Here is a 16,464-nt window from a genome sequence, read left to right on the forward strand (position 1 = left end):
AGTCTCAGACGGACCGCATAAGTTACCGCTTAGTAATAATTCCCTCGAAGAACCCCTCGCAGGCCCGAGGAGCCCCACATGCAGCTCGCCGCGATCATCGTGTCGCTGGTACTCGCCGTGGTCGGCGTCGCGTTGTTCAGCCGCGCCATCGCGCAGATCTACCGGTTCGTCCGGCTCGGGCAGGACGTCCCGGCGGGTACCCGGACCAACGACTGGACCGCCCGCACCGCCACAGTGATCCGGGAGTTCCTCGGCCACACCCGGATGAACCGGTGGGGCGTCGTCGGCGTCGCGCACTGGTTCGTCGCCGTCGGCTTCTTCTCGCTCGTGCTGACGCTGGTGAACGCCTTCGGCCAGCTCTTCCAGGCCGACTGGACGTTGCCGGTCATCGGGCACTGGCTGCCGTACGAGCTGTTCGTCGAGTTCATCGGCATGATGACCACGCTCGGCATCCTCACCCTGATCGTCATCCGCCAGCTGAGCCACCCGCGCAACCCGGGGCGCAAGTCCCGGTTCGCGGGCTCCAACTTCGGCCAGGCCTACTTCGTCGAGTCCGTCATCCTCATCATCGGCCTCGCGATCATGACCCTGCGCGGCCTGGAGGGTGCCCTCGCCGACGTGCACGGCTACGAGGCCGCGTACTTCGCCTCGTACCCCCTGGTGCTCGCGTTCAAGGGCCTGAGCGTCTCCGCGCTGCAGAACCTGGTCTACCTCACCGCCATGATCAAGATCGGGACGTCCTTCGTATGGATGATCACGGTCTCGCTGATGACGGACATGGGCGTGGCCTGGCACCGCTTCCTCGCCTTCCCGAACATCTGGTTCAAGCGCAACGCGGACGGTGAGACCTCCCTCGGCGCCCTGCTGCCGATGACCTCCGGCGGCAAGCCGATCAACTTCGAGGACCCCGGCGAGGACGACGTCTTCGGTGTCTCCCAGGTCGAGCAGTTCTCCTGGAAGGGCCTGCTGGACTTCTCCACCTGCACCGAGTGCGGCCGCTGCCAGTCGCAGTGCCCGGCGTGGAACACCGGCAAGCCGCTCTCCCCGAAGCTGCTGATCATGTCCCTGCGGGACCACGCCCACGCCAAGGCGCCGTACCTGCTGGCCGGTGGCGGCAAGACCGTGGAGGGCGAGGAGAAGGCCTCCGAGGAGCAGCTGAAGGACGTCCCCGCCGCCGCGCTCGCCGAGGCCGAGCGCCCGCTGATCGGCACCGCCGAGGAGAACGGCGTCATCGACCCGGACGTGCTGTGGTCCTGCACCACCTGCGGCGCCTGCGTCGAGCAGTGCCCCGTGGACATCGAGCACGTCGACCACATCGTCGACATGCGCCGCTACCAGGTCATGATCGAGAGCGCCTTCCCCTCCGAGGCGGGCACGATGCTCAAGAACCTGGAGAAGAAGGGCAACCCCTGGGGCCTGGCGAAGAAGCAGCGCCTGGAGTGGACCAAGGAGGTCGACTTCGAGGTCCCGGTCGTCGGCAAGGACATCGAGGACCTCACCGAGGTCGAGTACCTGTACTGGGTCGGCTGCGCCGGCGCCCTGGAGGACCGCGCCAAGAAGACCACCAAGGCCTTCGCCGAGCTGCTGCACATCGCGGGCGTCAAGTTCGCGATCATGGGCGGCGACGAGAAGTGCACCGGTGACTCCGCCCGCCGCCTGGGCAACGAGCCCCTGTTCCAGGAACTCGGCATGGAGAACGTGGCCGCGCTGAACATGGCGTTCGGCGAGGACGACGAGGACGAGTCGACCAAGAAGCCGAAGTCGGCGAAGAAGATCGTCGCCACCTGCCCGCACTGCCTCAACACGATCGGCAACGAGTACCCGCAGCTCGGCGGCGACTACGAGGTCATCCACCACACCCAGCTGCTGCAGCACCTGGTGGACGAGGGCAAGCTGATCCCGGTCACTCCGGTCGAGGGCATCATCACCTACCACGACCCGTGCTACCTGGGCCGGCACAACAAGATCTACACACCCCCGCGCGAGATCATCGGCAAGGTCCCGGGCCTGCGCAACGAGGAGATGCACCGCCACAAGGAGCGCGGCTTCTGCTGCGGCGCCGGCGGCGCCCGGATGTGGATGGAGGAGCGGATCGGCAAGCGCATCAACAACGAGCGCGTCGACGAGGCCCTCTCCCTCAACCCGGACATCGTCTCCACCGCCTGCCCGTTCTGCCTCGTCATGCTGACCGACTCGGTCAACGGCAAGAAGAACGAGGGCAAGGCCAAGGAGTCCATCCAGGTCGTGGACGTGGCCCAGCTGCTGCTCGACTCGGTAAGGACCCCGGTCGACCCGGCCGGCGAGACGGAGAGCGAGACCGAGCCGGAGCCCGAACCGGTGAAGTGACGGCGGCTGTCCAGGTCGTACGGCGCCCCCTGCCCCGCACAGGCAGGGGGCGCCGTCATGTCCTCACCGGTTCGGACAGGACAGTACGGCCGGCACCCGGCGGTGGGTCTCCTCGGAGGCGGTGATGCCGGGCTTGCCGAAGATGCTCGCCCAGCGCTTGCCGACGGCGCTCACGCTGACGCACGGCCGGGCGGCGCCGGCACGGTTGATCGCGGGGCGCACCGACACCCGAACGCCCCGCCCGGCTGTCACAGATCCGGCCGCTGCCCTGTCCTGCTGGTGTGCGTGCTCACGCACCGGGTCCGGCGGATGGCGCCGGCACCCGCCGGAAGGTCCGGTCAGCGAACGGAGACAGTGATGCAGATCGTGGTTGTCGGCGGTACGGGGCTCATCGGCTCACAGGTGGTCGCGCGCTTGCGCGAGGGCGGTCACGAGGCCGTGCCGGCCGCTCCCTCCACGGGGGTGAACGCCCTCACCGGCGAGGGCCTGGCAGACGCGCTCAAGGGCGCGGACGTGGTCGTGGACGTCTCGAACTCCCCGTCCTTCGACACCGAGCCCGCGCTCGACTTCTTCACCCGCTCGGCACGGAACCTGTTCGCGGCCGAGAAGGAGGCGGGCGTGCGCCACCACGTCACGCTGTCCATCGTCGGCGTCGACCAGGTGCCCGACTACGGCTACTACCGGGCCAAGGTCGCCCAGGAGGAGGCCGTGCGCGACAGCGGCGTGCCCTACAGCATCGTGCGCGCCACGCAGTTCTTCGAGTTCATCGCTCCCGTGATGGACATGTGCACCGAGGGCACGGAGGTGCACCTGCCGTCCGTGCGGCTGCGTCCCATGGCCTCCTCCGACGTCGCCGCCGCCGTCGCGGAGGCGGCGCAGGGCGGGCCGTCGAACGGCGTGCGCAACATCACGGGCCCCGAGATCCAGCGGCTCGACCGGTTCGGCGAGATCACCCTGGCGGCGAAGCCGGACGGCCGTACCGTCGTCACCGACGAGACCGCCGGACCGTTCGCGGGCATGCCCGACGTACTCGTGGGCGACACCACCGCGCACCTCGCCGCCACCCGGTACGAGGACTGGCTCGGGCGGAACTAGCCGACGGCCGACCGCCGCGGGTGCGCCAGGGGCGGCCGAGAGGTCTGCGGTGTCGCGCGTGCGTCACGGGCGGCCTGCGGGCCTGCGGGCGGCCGACGGCCCTGCAGCGTCGCCCGGGCGTCGCGGCCGGCCGACCGCCCTGCGGTGGCGGACGTGCGCCACGGGCGGCCTGCGGGCCTGCGGGCGGAACGCTCGCAGACCCGCAGCTCGTCACCCGTCACGGGCGACCGACGGGGCCCGCGGCATCACCCCGTCCGCTACGCCCCCCCCCGGTCGGCCGGGACGTCGCCCGCGCGCCGCCGGCGGCCGACAAACCTGCGGCGTCGCCGCCGGACGACCGCCCTGCGGTGGCGGACGTGCGTCACGTGTGGCCTGTGGGTCTGCGGGCGGACCGCTCGTAGGCGCGTAGCTTGTCGGGGGCCAGGATCCAGTACAGCCCGTCGATGCCGTCCGGGCCGGCCGTGACGCCGACCAGGGCGACGGTGGACCCGTCCCGCGTGAGACGTATGCCGGGACGGCCGTTGGCCTCGACGACGCCGTACTCGGCGCCGGGGAAGAACTTCCGGGTGAAGGCGCTGATCCTGGCCACGCGTCCGGCCCCCACCACCGCCAGCCGGGCCACACCGCGCATGCCGTTGCCGTCCGCGTAGGCGACGGCGTCGGCCGACAGCACGCTCTCCAGGGCCGCCACGTCACCGTGCCGCGCGGCGGCGACGAAGGCCTCGACCAGCCGTCGGTGCTGTGCCGCCGCCACCGGCTCGCGGCGCTCGTCGGACAGGCGTTTGCGGGCCCGGCTGATGATCTGCCGCGCGTTGGCCTGGCTCAGCTCCAGCATGCCCGCGATCTCGCCGTACGAGTACGCGAACGCCTCGCGCAGCACGTAGGCCGCCCGCTCGACTGGGTTCAGCTTCTGCAGGACCACCAGCACGGCCAGCTCCAGCGCCTCACCACGCTCCGCGCCGACCTGCGGATCCACGCTGGTGTCCACCGGCTCGGGCAGCCACGGTCCCACATAGGCCTCACGGCGGACCCGCGCCGACTGGGCCACGTTGACGGCCAGCCGGGTGGCGACCGTCGCGAGGAACGCCCCGGGATCCAGCACCGCGCCCCGGTCGACGCCCTGCCAGCGCACCCACACCTCCTGGACGACGTCCTCGGCCTCCGCGACGCTGCCCAGGATGCGGTAGGCGACCCCGAACAGCCGCGGCCGCAGCCGCTGAAACACCTCCGCCGCCTCCTCCAGCGATGCTTCGGTGTCCTGCTGTCGCTCGTCCATGGTGCCGATGCCTTTCGAGGATGGTCAGCGGACAACAACAGGTCACAGGCAGACCCCATGCACCGCGAGGACGTCTGCCAACACACCCTGCTGCCAAGGCAGTTGCCGACCCGCGGCTACGCCTCCTTCGGCCCCGCCTGCTGCACCACCTCGAAGGACCACAGGGTGGAGCCGGAGGCCGCGGGCTTCGGGCGCCCGGCGTCCTCGCCGCCGCCCTGGTGGGCGGCCTTCATCGGCCCCTCCAGCCACGCCTGGAAGGACTCGTCGTCACGCCAGCGCGTGTAGACGAGGTAGGTGTCGGTGCCCTCGACGGGACGCAGCAGCTCGAACCACTCGAAGCCGTCGGAGCTCTCCACCGCGTGGGCCCGGGAGGCGAACCGCTTCTCCAGCACCTCCCGCTGCTCGGCTGGGACGGTCAGCACATTGATCTTCACTACGCTCATGGCACCATCCTCGCCCACCACCACCGCGCTCCGCCGCCGCCCCGGGGTGTCGCGGCCTGTCGGACGCATGCATGAATGCCGGGGCCCCTGCCGGAGCGGGAAACCGGGGGAAACCCCTGAGCGCACCCTGGTCGATTCGCTGACGGTCCCTTAGGGGATGTCACAGGTCGGCCGCAAAGCCGGGCCCGGACGCCCGGGCCCGGCATGTCACTCTCCGGGACCAGGTACGTTCGATGACGTGGCTGGATTCAGGATCGGACGCGGGGGCCGGGACAACCGCACCCCCCAAGGACAGCAGGCGCCGCAGGGACCGTCGTACGGCCGGCCCGGACCGCAGCACGGGCAGCCGGGACCGTCGTACGGGCAGCCCGCGGGGCCCGCGTACGGCTACCCGCAGGCACCGCAGCGGCCGTACCCGCCGCCCGGACAGCGGTCGTACCCGCAGCAGGGGCAGCAGCCGTACGGACGGCCGGGACAGTCCTACGGCTATCCGGGCCCGGGCGACGACGGGCCGGAGTACTTCGGGGACGACGGCGGCCACCCGGGCGGCGGCGCTCCCGGTCCGGACCCCTACGCGGCCAACAACCCGGGCCACACCCAGGCGTTCTCGATCGACGAGGCCGCCGGTTACACGCAGGGCGCGACCTACCAGGCAGGCTCGACCGCGGCGCCCGCCGCCCCGCTGGGCCCGCGGCTGCACTGGAAGGAGCTGCTGAAGGGGATCATCCTCTCCCCCGACCAGACCTTCCTGCGCATGCGTGACTACACGATGTGGGCCCCGGCGCTCATCACCACCTTCCTGTACGGCCTGCTGGCCGTCTTCGGCTTCGACAACGCCCGCAAGGACGCCATCGGCGCCACGCTCGCCAACGCGGTGCCGATCGTGCTGATCACGGCGGTCGTGATGGTGCTCGGCCTGTTCGTCCTGGGCGTGGTCACCCACACCCTGGCCCGTCAGCTCGGCGGCGACGGCGCCTGGCAGCCGACGGTCGGCCTGTCCATGCTGATCACGGCCCTCACGGACGCGCCACGACTCCTGGTCGCCATGTTCTTCGGCGGCGACGCGACCTTCGTCCAGCTGCTCGGCTGGGCCACCTGGATCGGCGCGGGCGCCCTGCTGACCCTGATGGTCTCCCGCTCCCACGACCTGCCCTGGCCGCGGGCGCTGGGGGCGTCGGCGATCCAGCTGATCGCGCTGCTGTCGATCGTGAAGCTGGGCACGTTCTAGCCTTCCGCCTCACCAGCCGGAGGCAGGTGCGTCGGCAGATCGCCGGGGTGCAATGATGAGCCGCTCCGATCGGGCTTCCGGCCCCCTCGAAGCCTTCCGCGGGATGCGCCCGCGGCGAGCGGGGCCCGGATCCAGGCACCTTCCGTGGAACGTTCCCTGGACAAGGATCCCTCCGGCACGCGCCCGCGGACATCACCGAGCGGAACCGGATGGCGGTCGGCAGCGACGGCGAGAACTGCACTGACCGCCGGCGGCCGGTGCAGTGCTTCTGGTCCGGGGCGGCGCATCAGCGAAGGCTCGTCGTGCCGCCGACGGCGACCGGGTGCCGCCCCTGCTCCCCACCGGTTCACCTCGTCCCACTGCGCCGCGCCCTGGCGTACCTTGCGGCGCACCGGGCGCGAAGTGAATCGGGACCGGCTTACAGGGCCTCCTTGTTCGGCTTGGCGGCCTCCCCCGACCTACTTACCGGAGGCAGGACACTCCACGGGAAGTTGATCCAGTCGTCGGTCCGCTTCCAGACGTACTCGCACTTCACCAGGGAGTGGGACTTCTCATAGATCACCGCGGAGCGCACCTCGGCGACGGTGTCGAGGCAGAAGTCGCGCACGAGCTTCAGCGTCTTGCCGGTGTCGGCGACGTCGTCGGTGATCAGCACCTTCTTGTCGGAGAAGTCGATCACATTGGGGACGGGCGCCAGCATGACGGGCATTTCCAGGGTGGTCCCCACCCCGGTGTAGAACTCCACGTTCACGAGGTGGATGTTCTTGCAGTCGAGGGCGTACGCGAGACCACCCGCGACGAACACCCCGCCCCGGGCGATGCTGAGCACGATGTCGGGCTCGTACCCGTCGTCGGCGATGGTCTGCGCGAGGTCGCGGACGGCGGCGCCGAACCGCTCGTAGGTCAGATTCTCCCGAACGTCACTCATGTTTGTGGCTGACCTCACACCTGGGTCCGGTGGAAATTGACGTAGGACCGCGAGGCGGTGGGCCCGCGCTGCCCCTGGTACCGGGAGCCGTAGCGCTCGCTGCCGTACGGGAACTCGGCGGGCGAGCTGAGCCGGAACATGCACAGCTGGCCGATCTTCATACCGGGCCAGAGCTTGATCGGCAGAGTGGCGAGGTTGGACAGCTCAAGGGTGACGTGCCCGCTGAAGCCGGGGTCGATGAACCCGGCGGTGGAGTGCGTGACGAGCCCGAGCCGCCCGAGCGAGCTCTTCCCCTCGAGACGGGAGGCGAGATCATCGGGCAGGCTGATGACCTCGTACGTGGAGGCGAGCACGAACTCCCCGGGGTGCAGGATGAACGGCTCGTCGCCCTCCGGCTCGACCAGCCGGGTCAGATCGGGCTGCTCGACCGAGGGGTCGATGTGCGGGTACCGGTGGTTCTCGAACACCCGGAAGTAACGGTCCAGCCGAACATCGACGCTCGACGGCTGCACCATGGATTCGTCGTAGGGATCGATCCGTACCCGCCCGGCGTCGATCTCGGCCCGGATGTCCTTGTCTGAGAGAAGCACGTAGCGAGGATACGCAAGGCGCGCGGAGCCGTGACAATCGCGACGACTCCACGCGCCTGTGTTACCGCTGGCGTGTCTGTTACAGCTGGCCGTCTGTGTTAACCCTGCTGTCCATCGTTACCGCTGGTGTCTCTGGTACCGCTGCTGCGCTACCGCTTCTCCAGGGCGACCGGCACCACACTGCGGAGCCGGGCGCACCGGGGGCACCTCATGAGCCGGCCGGGGCCGAGCCGATCGGCCTGCTGCATCGGGAACGAAGCGGCGCTGAAGACGTGCCCGTCCGCACAGCGGACGACGGTGCGTTCCATCAAGTCCCTTAAGTCCCTTCCCCAAGAGCCTCGTCGGGCTTCCCGCCCTGACGACAAAAGCCACATTACGGGATCAAAGACACGACTCTCCAGGCGGCGCTCCGGCCTCCCTCGAGCCCTCCGCGAGCCTTCCGCGAGGCCTCCACGGTACGCCCCAACTCGCCCCACCCGCAGCCGGATCCCACCCCTGAAACAGGCTCAGACCCCCGGGCCCGAGCACCAGGGGTCTGCGATGATGTACAGTGAGCAAGGTCCGGACATCGACCCCGCGAGGATCATGTCCGACTTACGCGGGTGTAGTTTAATGGTAGAACATCAGCTTCCCAAGCTGAGAGCGCGAGTTCGATTCTCGTCACCCGCTCCACTGTGAACCCCCAGGCCAGTGGCCTGGGGGTTATTCGTTGTCCGGGGGCAATTCAGACGCCGGCCCGGTCCAGGGCGCTCTGCAGGGACTGCCTGTAGCCCTCGCTGGTGTACGTCGCGCCCGACACCGTGTCGATGTTCGCGCTCTGTGCCGTGAGGGCTTCCTGATTGAGCTTGGGGACGGCCGTGGAGTTGATGTCCTTGCTCCGCGCCGTCCCGTCGGGAGACTGGACAGCGGTCGCCCCGGTGATCCTGCTGCCTGTGAGGGTGATCCGTACCTGGACCGGACCGTACTTCGTCTGATCCGTGGCCCCGGTGACGGTGCGGGTGGTGGGTGCGGCCGACGTGGTCTTCGGGGCGGAGGGGACCCTACTGGTTCTGGTAGGGGCGGCCGACACCGCGTGCGAGGGCTTCGTGCTCGTCGCGGAAGGGGATGGAGTGCGCTTCTTCGTGGGCGCCTTCGACGGCGAGGGTGACGCTGACGCGGAGCGTGAAGACGCCGACGGGGAGGGGGACGCGGCGGCTCTCGACGTGATCGCCGGCTCGGCGTGGGCCAGCGACGGGTCCGTGGTCGGCTTGAGCGCGAGCAGCAGCACGATGCCGGAGACAGTGCCCACCGTGGCCAGCAGGGCGTGGCGGAACGGGTGCTTCTTCCTCACTGGGATACCAGCGCATCAGCAGTACGGGGTGTCACAGCTCCGCCTCAGAACTCGAAGGACTCGTGGTGGATGCGGCGGTGCGGGACGCCCGCCTCGCGCAGTGCGGCGTACGACTCCTCGGCCAGGCCCGGCGGCCCGCACAGGTACACGTCGTGCCGCGCGATGTCCGGCAGGATCCTGCGCAGCAGCTTCGCGGTGATCGCCGTGCGGCGGCCATCGGGTCTGTTCACGGCGTACAGCAACTGCGCCCCGCGCGCGTCCGCGATCGCCTCCAGTTCGTCCCGCAACGCCAGTTCCTCCGCCGTACGGGCCCGGTACCGTGGCGAGTTGGTGCCAGAAGGCCAGGTAGACCCCGGCATAGGTGAGCAGGTGCAGGTAGCGCGGCGCACTCGGAGCCCTCGCGACCGCCCCGGCTCCCGCCCCACAGACGCCGAAGCGGATGTGATTGACGTCACTCCGGAGAGCATGGTGTGAGCCGCTCGGTACGACGCCGGCACGCCCGTTCCCGCGAGCCCCGCGACCCGCGACCCGCGCCATTGTGTCGGCAGAATGAATCCACGCAGGTCAGCAGTCAAGCATCCGCTCACGCGCCGTCACTTCCCAGGCCGAGAAACGCGAGTTCATTCTCGTCGCCCGCTCCACGCGACACCCCGGGTCGGTGGCCTGGGGATTGCTGTTTGCGGGTTCTTCTACTTGCGTGCCGTACGTTGCCCGGCCGCTCCCCGCCCCTTCCTGAACCGGGCGGCAGCCGTCGCGAGATCCACGATGGGGGCGGGGTAGCCCAGGTCCGAACGAGCGGCGGCGTCGAGGTGCGGGACACGGTGGATCATCGGGGCGTCGAGGTTTCGGAGCTCGGGGAGCCAGCGGCGTACGTATTCTCCGTGGGGATCGAAACGACGGGCTTGGGTGAGTGGATTGAGGACCCGGTTGGGGCGGGTGTCCGTGCCGGTACCGGCCACCCACTGCCAGTTGAGCTGGTTGTCGGCGATGTCGCCGTCCACGAGGAGGCCCAGGAAGTGGCGGGCCCCCACCCGCCAGTCCACGTACAACGTCTTGACGAGGAAGCTCGCCGCCAGCAGGCGGGCCCGGCCCGGCATCCAGCCCTCGTGGCTCAGCTGTCGCAGGGCCGCGTCGACGGCGGGGTAGCCCGTGCGGCCCTCCTGCCAGGCTTCGACCTCCTCCATGGCGTGGCGCCAGCGGTCGTGCCGGGGGCGGTAGTCGTGGTCGGCGGCGTCGGGGCGGGCCGCCAGGACCTGATGGTGGAATTCCCGCCAGGCGAGTTGGCGGACGAAGGCATGCGCCCCGGGGTTGTCCTGGCCACGGGCCCGGTGCAGCAGTTCGGTCGGTGACAGGCAGCCGAAGTGGAGGTAGGGGGAGAGTCTGGAGGTGGCGTCGGCGGCCAGGTCGTCGTGGTGATCGTCGTATGCGGACAGCGGGCCCGCCAGCCATGACCGCAGCCTGCGGCGGGCCTCGGACTCCCCGCCCGCGGGCAGACCCGGCGAGGTGGGGCCCGCCGCGAGGGACTCCGCGCGCGGCAGGTCGGCCGACCGTACGTCCGGCACGGGAACCGCGTCCGGAGCCGGCAGGACGCCGCGTACGGAGAAGCCCTCCCACCGGCGGAAGTACGGGGTGAAGACCGCGAAGTGGTCCTTGTCCCCACCCGTGGGCGTCAGTGCGCCCGGCGGTACCGCCGTCAACGAGGCGGCGTGGACGCGTAGTTCACGCCTGTCGCCGCCCAGCTCCACGCGCAGCCGCTCCTCGCGCCATGCCGCGTAACGGCTGACCCCGGCCGCGATGTGAACCACCGCTGCCCCGGTCTCCGCCGCCACCCGGCAGGTCTCCTCGACCACGTCCCCGACGCGCACCACCAGCCGGCCGCCCCGAGCCCGCAGGGCCGCGTCCAGGTCGGCCAGGCTGTCGGCGAGGAACGCCGCCCGGTTGGGTACGACGAAGCCGGTGCGGCGGATGCCGGTGTCGACGACGAAGAGCGGGACCACGCGTTCCGCGTCCTTGAGGGCGGCCACCAGGACCGGGTTGTCGTGCACCCGCAGGTCGGCGGTGAACAGGGCGACCGAGACGCGCACGGTTCCTTGAGCCCCCTCAGTGACTACGGGCCGGTTCAGGGGCGGCCGATTCGGCCGCGGCGGCAATGTTGCGGGCCATGCCGCCGAAGACCGCGGCGTGGAAGGGCGCCACGCCCCACCAATACGCGTGCCCGGCCAATCCGTGTGGATGGAACAGTGCCCGCTGCCGGTACACCGTGCGCCCCTGTGGATCCCGGTCGACGGCCATCTCGAGCCAGGCCAGGCCCGGCAGCCGCATCTCCGCGCGCAATCGAAGCAGCCGGCCCGGCTCGATCTCCTCCACTCGCCAGAAGTCCAGGCTGTCGCCGACCCGCAGCCGAATCGCGTCCCGGCGGCCCCGGCGCAGACCGACACCGCCCACCAGAGTGTCCAGCCACCCTCGCAGGGACCAGGCCAGCGGTGAGGAGTACCAGCCGTTCTCGCCGCCGATCGCCTCCACCACCCGCCACAGCGCCTGCGGCGACGCCGCGACCGTGCGCTCGCGGTGATCGGTGTAGAGGCTCCCGCCCGCCCAGTCGGGGTCGGTGGGCAGCGGGTCGCTGGGGGCGCGCGGAGTCGAGGCCGAGGACCACCTGGTGGCGACGTCCGCGTCCTGCACGCGCCTCAGAGCCAGCCGGAGCGCCCGATCGAGGGTCACCGGTCCCTCCGGGGGGTCCGGCACGTACCGGACGATGTCCCGCTCGGCGCAGACCACCTCGTGCTTCAGCGACTCGACCAGCGGGCGCGCGAGGGCGCCCGGCACCGGGGTGACCAGACCGACCCAGAGGCTGGACAGTCGGGGGGTGAGCAGCGGAACGGGGACGATAACGCGCTTCGGCAGCCCGGCGACGACGGCGTACCGCCGCATCATCTCCTCGTACGTGACGGTGTCCGGTCCGCCGATGTCGAAGGTGCGGTTCACGTCGTACGGCAGCCGCGCGCACCCCACGAGGAAGCGCAGCACGTCGCGGACGGCGATCGGCTGGATGCGGGTGCGCACCCAGCTCGGAGTGACCATGACGGGCAGCCGCTCGGTCAGATATCGCAGCATCTCGAACGAGGCCGAACCCGACCCGATGATCACGGCTGCCCGCAGTACGGCGGTCGGCACGCCCGAGGCCAGGAGGATGCGGCCCACTTCGGTGCGGGAGCGCAGATGGGGCGACAGCCCGTGCTCGGGTACTCCGGACGGGGTCAGCCCGCCGAGGTAGACGATCCGACGGATTCCGGCGGCACGCGCCTGCTCACCGAAGATCCTGGCCGCACGCCGGTCGGTCTCCTCGAAGCCCCGACCGGTGCCCAGCGCGTGCACCAGGTAGTACGCGACGTCCATGCCGTCCATGGCCGCGCGCACGGCCCCCTCGTCCGTCACGTCCCCGCGCACGGCCTCCGCCTGCCCGGCCCACGGATGGTCCCGCAGCTTGCCCGGCGAGCGGGCCAGACAACGCACGGAATGCCCGCAGGCCAGCAACTCCGGCACCAGCCTGCCGCCCAGGTAACCGGTGGCACCGGTGACCAGGCAGCGCAACGGCCTGTCCTCGTCGGTCATGTCGATCGCACGCACGCCGGTCGCGTGCGCCCGGTCCGGCGACGGCCGGCGGACCGGACCGCAAGAAACGTCATGGCTCCCGTGCCTCCCCGGGGCGTGGCCCTCCCAAGGGCTCTGTCGCTGTCCGCCTGAGCCCATGTTTGGATCCGGGGACGATCGCCGCAACCTCAGCTGTTCCGGCCAGGGGCGGAAACCGGCGTCGACCCACGGACTCGTTCCCCGGAAGGGCCTTCGACATGACCAGGAGCGGAGCGCGGGCTGACCGCCGCGCCGGTTTCTTGCAGGTGCTCTGCCCACCAGTCTGCTCAGCCCGTGCCCACAGCGTGCCCGTAAGGGTGGTCAACCACGGTCATGAGCGGTGCGAGCAAGCACCTGCATCGGTGCTGCCGAACCAGCTTCCATGCAGGTCAGAGCGCATATTGTGCGGCAAGCGCCGTCGCTTCCCAAGCTGAGAGCGAGTTCGATTCTCGTCACCCGCTCCACGTAAAACCCCCAGGTCAGAGGCCCGGGGGTTCTTTGTTGTCTAGACCGGTGGGCGGGGGTTGCACCACTAGCCCGCCGATGACTCCGGCTTATGGTGCAGGCCGTTGCCCTTGCGGTGCTTCGCACGTTCGGCGCGGACCATGTCGTCCAGGCCGGCGGCGACCTCACGCTGACGCTCGTCGTCGGAGTGCTGATGGATCATGGCCGCCTTCTCGGAAGACTGTCCCGCGCGGACCTCCGTGTCTTTCAGGGTGGCGCCCGATCAAGGCCCGCACACTGCGCGGGCGCGCGCCGCCTCTGCGTCGCGCTACGTGCAGCGGGCGAGGAGGAAAATCCGCTGTGGCTGGGGCGGCCGGCTCCACGGCCTTAGGCAGCCACTTTGGCGCGAGCCCAAAGTCGTTCCACCGATTGCTATGTCAGCTAAGGCAGTGACAACTCTGCTTCTGCTTCTGCTCCTTCTCCAGACGCAGCGATACCGACACACCGGCGTGATCGGACGGCCACAGTCCATTGGGAGTTCGTTCGTTCACGCGGTCCCCGATGACTTTGGCCACTGACGCCGACAGCCGCGGGGGTTGGTAGAAGACGTAATCGATGCGGTGGTCCAGCTTGGACGGCACGTTGCGCAGATCGGGGTCCTGCTGGGCAGTGAAGCCGTCCCTGGGGCCGTGCACAACGTTCCACGCGTCGTCATAGCCGCCGGAGGTGAACGTGCCGTAGGGGCCCGTGGCATCCGTGGGCAGAGAGTTGAAGTCCCCGACAGCAGTGACCGGATACGGCGACTGGGCCAGTGAGGCGTACAGCTCCCTGCCCTGGGCGTTTCGAATGGGCGGCACCGTCGGCTCCAGATGCGTGGTAGCTACCCGTACAGTTTCCGACTGGTCCGTGTCCCGCTCATGGGCCACGTTGACGTCCACCGCCGACCAGCCGCGCGGGATGGTGAAAGTAAGGCCGGCCGGGGTGGTGACGACCAGTTTCGCCGCATAGAGATGCGACTGCGGATTCGTCACCGGGAGCCCGTCCTCCACCAGGATCGCGTCACGGTCGGTGAAGCTTGCCTTTTCGGCGGCGCTGATCGGCAGGGTGGCACTCAAGGTCGTGTCTACCGCAGCGGCATGGTAATGGAGACCGGCCGCACGCAGCTGCCGGAGCAGGATGTCCAGGAAGTCATAGGTGGTGTGGAGAGAACCATTCAGTGGTCCCTTCTTCCACAAGGCGACTTCCTGCACACCGATGACATCGGGGTGCTCCCGCCGCAGCAGGCGGGAAATTGCTTGAGCACGGGACGGGAAGTCGGTGGCCACCATTTGGTCATAGGCGATGCCGGCTCGCCTGACGAGTTCCTGAAGGTTGGGGGCAGTCAGCAGCGGCGTGAGATCGGCGCCCTGATAGACGTTGTACGTGGTGACCCTGAGTTGCCGCTGGGAATCGGCCTGAGCGGGGGCGGTCAGGCCAAGCACCATAGCCACCAGTCCCACGACGGCGAAGAGTGCCGTCATCCTGCGTGCCAATGCGCTCTCCTTCTCGTACTGATGCAAACCACTGGCATGTGTGGATATCGGCGCGTGCTTCCGAGAGGGCGACGGCCGCAACTCGCGATCACCCGTTTACTGCACAGGTCGGACAATATGTCCAAATTCTCGTATATCGATCGGCGCGGCTGATCATCAGTTCAACAGGCGCGCGGTGGTGGTTGCTGCACAGCAGCGAAATACAGCAACCGACCACGACCGACAGCCACTCTCAGGGACCAAACGATGCCCACATGACCCCCGTTGACCGATCCATGTAGAGCTACGGATCAGAAGGCGCCGTGCCCCTCCTGTGCCCGATCGAGCGGGGAACAACGGGGAACCACGGTGAAGGTGACGGGGCCCGAAAAGGCCGCATCACGACCGTTCGCCCAGCTCAGCGCCCAAACCGGCCCCGAATGATCGCAGCTTCCCAAGCTGAGAGTGCGAGTTCGGTTCTTGCAGGTGGCACGCCCTCCCGACGGGCCGCCAGGCGCGATTTACAGCCGGAAGCGCCTGGTGCCTCTCAAATGGCGAGATGGACTTTCCGCGGCCTGCGCCACGCCACACGCAAGCGCCGAGGAAGTCGCTTATGCAGAGGCCCTGTTGACACGGCGGCATGGCCCGAGCGCCGTCGAGCTCGCGCCGGTCGGCCGACCGCTTGCGGTACGTGCACGGCGCCCCCGTGTGCGAGTCCGAAGCCCTTGCGGTGGTGGGCACTTGGGAGGGAAACCCCGGGTGGCCGCCGGTGCCCTGGTCCAGAGGTGGCAGCAGATCCGGCGCCTGCCCTGAGCCGAGCGTGGCTCGGGTGCGTGATGCGCGTCTGTCTCTCCCGGCCAGGGCCGAGAGTGCCGGGGCGGTGGAGGAGCCTGCCGCTTCGGGCCCGGAGGCCGTCGGCACGCGGCCAGGCGCCGACGGTCTAGCGCTCGACGTCCACGCCCGCCGGATCGGCGGCGGCCTGTACGAGGTTCTGTTCCAGGCGTTCCAGGGTGTGCAGGGCCGCGGTGCGTTCGTCGTCCGAGAGGCCCGCCGTCGAGATGTCCTCGAGCTGGCTCCAGACCCGCTCGACCTCCCGGCGCAGGGCATGGCTGGCAACCGTGGGTTCGATGAGTGACGCGCGTCTGTCGGTGGGGTCGGGCCGGCGGCGGACGAAGCCGGCCTGCTCCAGTCGCCGGACGGTGCGCGTCATGGTGGCGGCGTCGGAGTCCATCAGCCGCACCAGGTCGGCCTGCCGCTGGGGGCCGAGCTCCCACAGGTGCATCATGACCAGCTCCTGGCCCGGATGCAGACCGATACGGCGCAGCAGCTGACCCGCGAACATGCGGTGCAGGCGGGCCAGGCGGAAGATCGCGTGGCTGACCGGCCCACCGCTTGCCGCGCCCGGCACCGGGACCGTGGCCGCCTGCCCCGCCTCCCGGGGAGCCTGCCCTGCCTCGGGTCTGGACTGTGCCATCTCTTCCTCACTTTGCTGTCTGGGCAACTTAATCCTACCTCCCTGATCAAACGCCGCCTGTTGAACGCATCTGCCCTTGGAGGCACATGGCCAGGCGGGAAGGGTGACCTGCTTCACACGCTGCCTCGGGAATGGATTGCCGGATTTACCTGTTCGGACAGGTGATTTA

Annotated in this window: 13 protein-coding genes, 1 tRNA gene and 2 pseudogenes; 4 read left to right on the top strand and 12 right to left on the bottom strand. The window is 69.6% G+C overall.

Annotated features, from left to right (window positions below; translation table 11 throughout):
• Positions 1 to 78 precede the first annotated feature (78 nt).
• On the top strand, positions 79 to 2,346 hold the full coding sequence (locus ACWGJ5_RS07425; protein ID WP_453308816.1) for a (Fe-S)-binding protein: 2,268 nt from the start codon (positions 79 to 81) through the stop codon (positions 2,344 to 2,346).
• Positions 2,347 to 2,409: 63 nt separating this feature from the next.
• On the opposite strand, the gene ACWGJ5_RS07430 is transcribed toward ACWGJ5_RS07425, so the two are convergent.
• On the bottom strand, positions 2,410 to 2,574 hold the full coding sequence (locus tag ACWGJ5_RS07430) for a hypothetical protein (RefSeq protein ID WP_453308817.1): 165 nt from the start codon (positions 2,572 to 2,574) through the stop codon (positions 2,410 to 2,412).
• Between the two features lie 129 nt (positions 2,575 to 2,703).
• Here ACWGJ5_RS07430 and ACWGJ5_RS07435 point away from each other — a divergent pair, with 129 nt between their 5' ends.
• On the top strand, positions 2,704 to 3,441 hold the full coding sequence (locus ACWGJ5_RS07435; protein WP_453308818.1) for an SDR family oxidoreductase: 738 nt from the start codon (positions 2,704 to 2,706) through the stop codon (positions 3,439 to 3,441).
• Between the two features lie 361 nt (positions 3,442 to 3,802).
• Here ACWGJ5_RS07435 and sigJ read toward each other — a convergent pair whose 3' ends face one another.
• Positions 3,803 to 4,717 carry an RNA polymerase sigma factor SigJ gene (sigJ, locus tag ACWGJ5_RS07440; protein ID WP_453308819.1) on the bottom strand — a complete coding sequence of 305 codons (915 nt, stop codon included), beginning with the start codon at positions 4,715 to 4,717 and terminating at the stop codon, positions 3,803 to 3,805.
• Positions 4,718 to 4,833: 116 nt separating this feature from the next.
• Positions 4,834 to 5,160 (bottom strand): antibiotic biosynthesis monooxygenase family protein, encoded by a 327-nt coding sequence (locus ACWGJ5_RS07445; protein ID WP_453308820.1) that lies wholly within the window; start codon positions 5,158 to 5,160, stop codon positions 4,834 to 4,836.
• Positions 5,161 to 5,317: 157 nt separating this feature from the next.
• Here ACWGJ5_RS07445 and ACWGJ5_RS07450 point away from each other — a divergent pair, with 157 nt between their 5' ends.
• Entirely contained in the window at positions 5,318 to 6,388 is a 1,071-nt protein-coding gene (locus ACWGJ5_RS07450; RefSeq protein ID WP_453308821.1) for a YIP1 family protein, read from the top strand.
• Positions 6,389 to 6,806: 418 nt separating this feature from the next.
• Here the strand turns inward: ACWGJ5_RS07450 and ACWGJ5_RS07455 are convergent, their stop codons facing one another.
• Both ACWGJ5_RS07455 and dcd read right to left on the bottom strand, forming a co-directional pair.
• Complete coding sequence (locus ACWGJ5_RS07455) at positions 6,807 to 7,316, bottom strand: phosphoribosyltransferase (RefSeq protein WP_453308822.1); 510 nt, start codon at positions 7,314 to 7,316, stop codon at positions 6,807 to 6,809.
• Positions 7,317 to 7,330: 14 nt separating this feature from the next.
• Complete coding sequence (gene dcd, locus ACWGJ5_RS07460; RefSeq protein WP_055705140.1) at positions 7,331 to 7,906, bottom strand: dCTP deaminase; 576 nt, start codon at positions 7,904 to 7,906, stop codon at positions 7,331 to 7,333.
• A 598-nt stretch (positions 7,907 to 8,504) separates the two neighbouring features.
• Here dcd and ACWGJ5_RS07465 point away from each other — a divergent pair.
• A tRNA-Gly gene (locus tag ACWGJ5_RS07465) sits at positions 8,505 to 8,578 on the top strand.
• 52 nt (positions 8,579 to 8,630) lie between these two features.
• On the opposite strand, the gene ACWGJ5_RS07470 is transcribed toward ACWGJ5_RS07465, so the two are convergent.
• From ACWGJ5_RS07470 to ACWGJ5_RS07500, 7 genes and pseudogenes are all read right to left on the bottom strand, one after another.
• Positions 8,631 to 9,236 (bottom strand): FMN-binding protein, encoded by a 606-nt coding sequence (locus ACWGJ5_RS07470; protein WP_453308823.1) that lies wholly within the window; start codon positions 9,234 to 9,236, stop codon positions 8,631 to 8,633.
• 44 nt (positions 9,237 to 9,280) lie between these two features.
• A pseudogene (locus ACWGJ5_RS07475) lies at positions 9,281 to 9,553 on the bottom strand (ferric reductase); the annotation flags it as partial.
• Positions 9,554 to 9,925: 372 nt separating this feature from the next.
• Positions 9,926 to 11,320, bottom strand: coding sequence for a cryptochrome/photolyase family protein (locus ACWGJ5_RS07480; RefSeq protein ID WP_453308824.1), 1,395 nt, complete (start codon positions 11,318 to 11,320; stop codon positions 9,926 to 9,928).
• A gap of 16 nt (positions 11,321 to 11,336) precedes the next feature.
• Positions 11,337 to 12,848, bottom strand: a complete 1,512-nt coding sequence (locus ACWGJ5_RS07485) for an SDR family oxidoreductase (RefSeq protein ID WP_453309162.1) — start codon at positions 12,846 to 12,848, stop codon at positions 11,337 to 11,339.
• Between the two features lie 550 nt (positions 12,849 to 13,398).
• Positions 13,399 to 13,593, bottom strand: a pseudogene (locus ACWGJ5_RS07490) (tyrosine-type recombinase/integrase); the annotation flags it as partial.
• Between the two features lie 154 nt (positions 13,594 to 13,747).
• Positions 13,748 to 14,869, bottom strand: a complete 1,122-nt coding sequence (locus tag ACWGJ5_RS07495; RefSeq protein WP_453308825.1) for an endonuclease/exonuclease/phosphatase family protein — start codon at positions 14,867 to 14,869, stop codon at positions 13,748 to 13,750.
• 892 nt (positions 14,870 to 15,761) lie between these two features.
• Positions 15,762 to 16,295: a MarR family winged helix-turn-helix transcriptional regulator gene (locus tag ACWGJ5_RS07500; protein ID WP_453308826.1), complete on the bottom strand. Its 534-nt coding sequence runs from the start codon at positions 16,293 to 16,295 to the stop codon at positions 15,762 to 15,764.
• Positions 16,296 to 16,464: the final 169 nt, after the last annotated feature.

Source organism: Streptomyces sp. NPDC054783 (assembly GCF_053611725.1).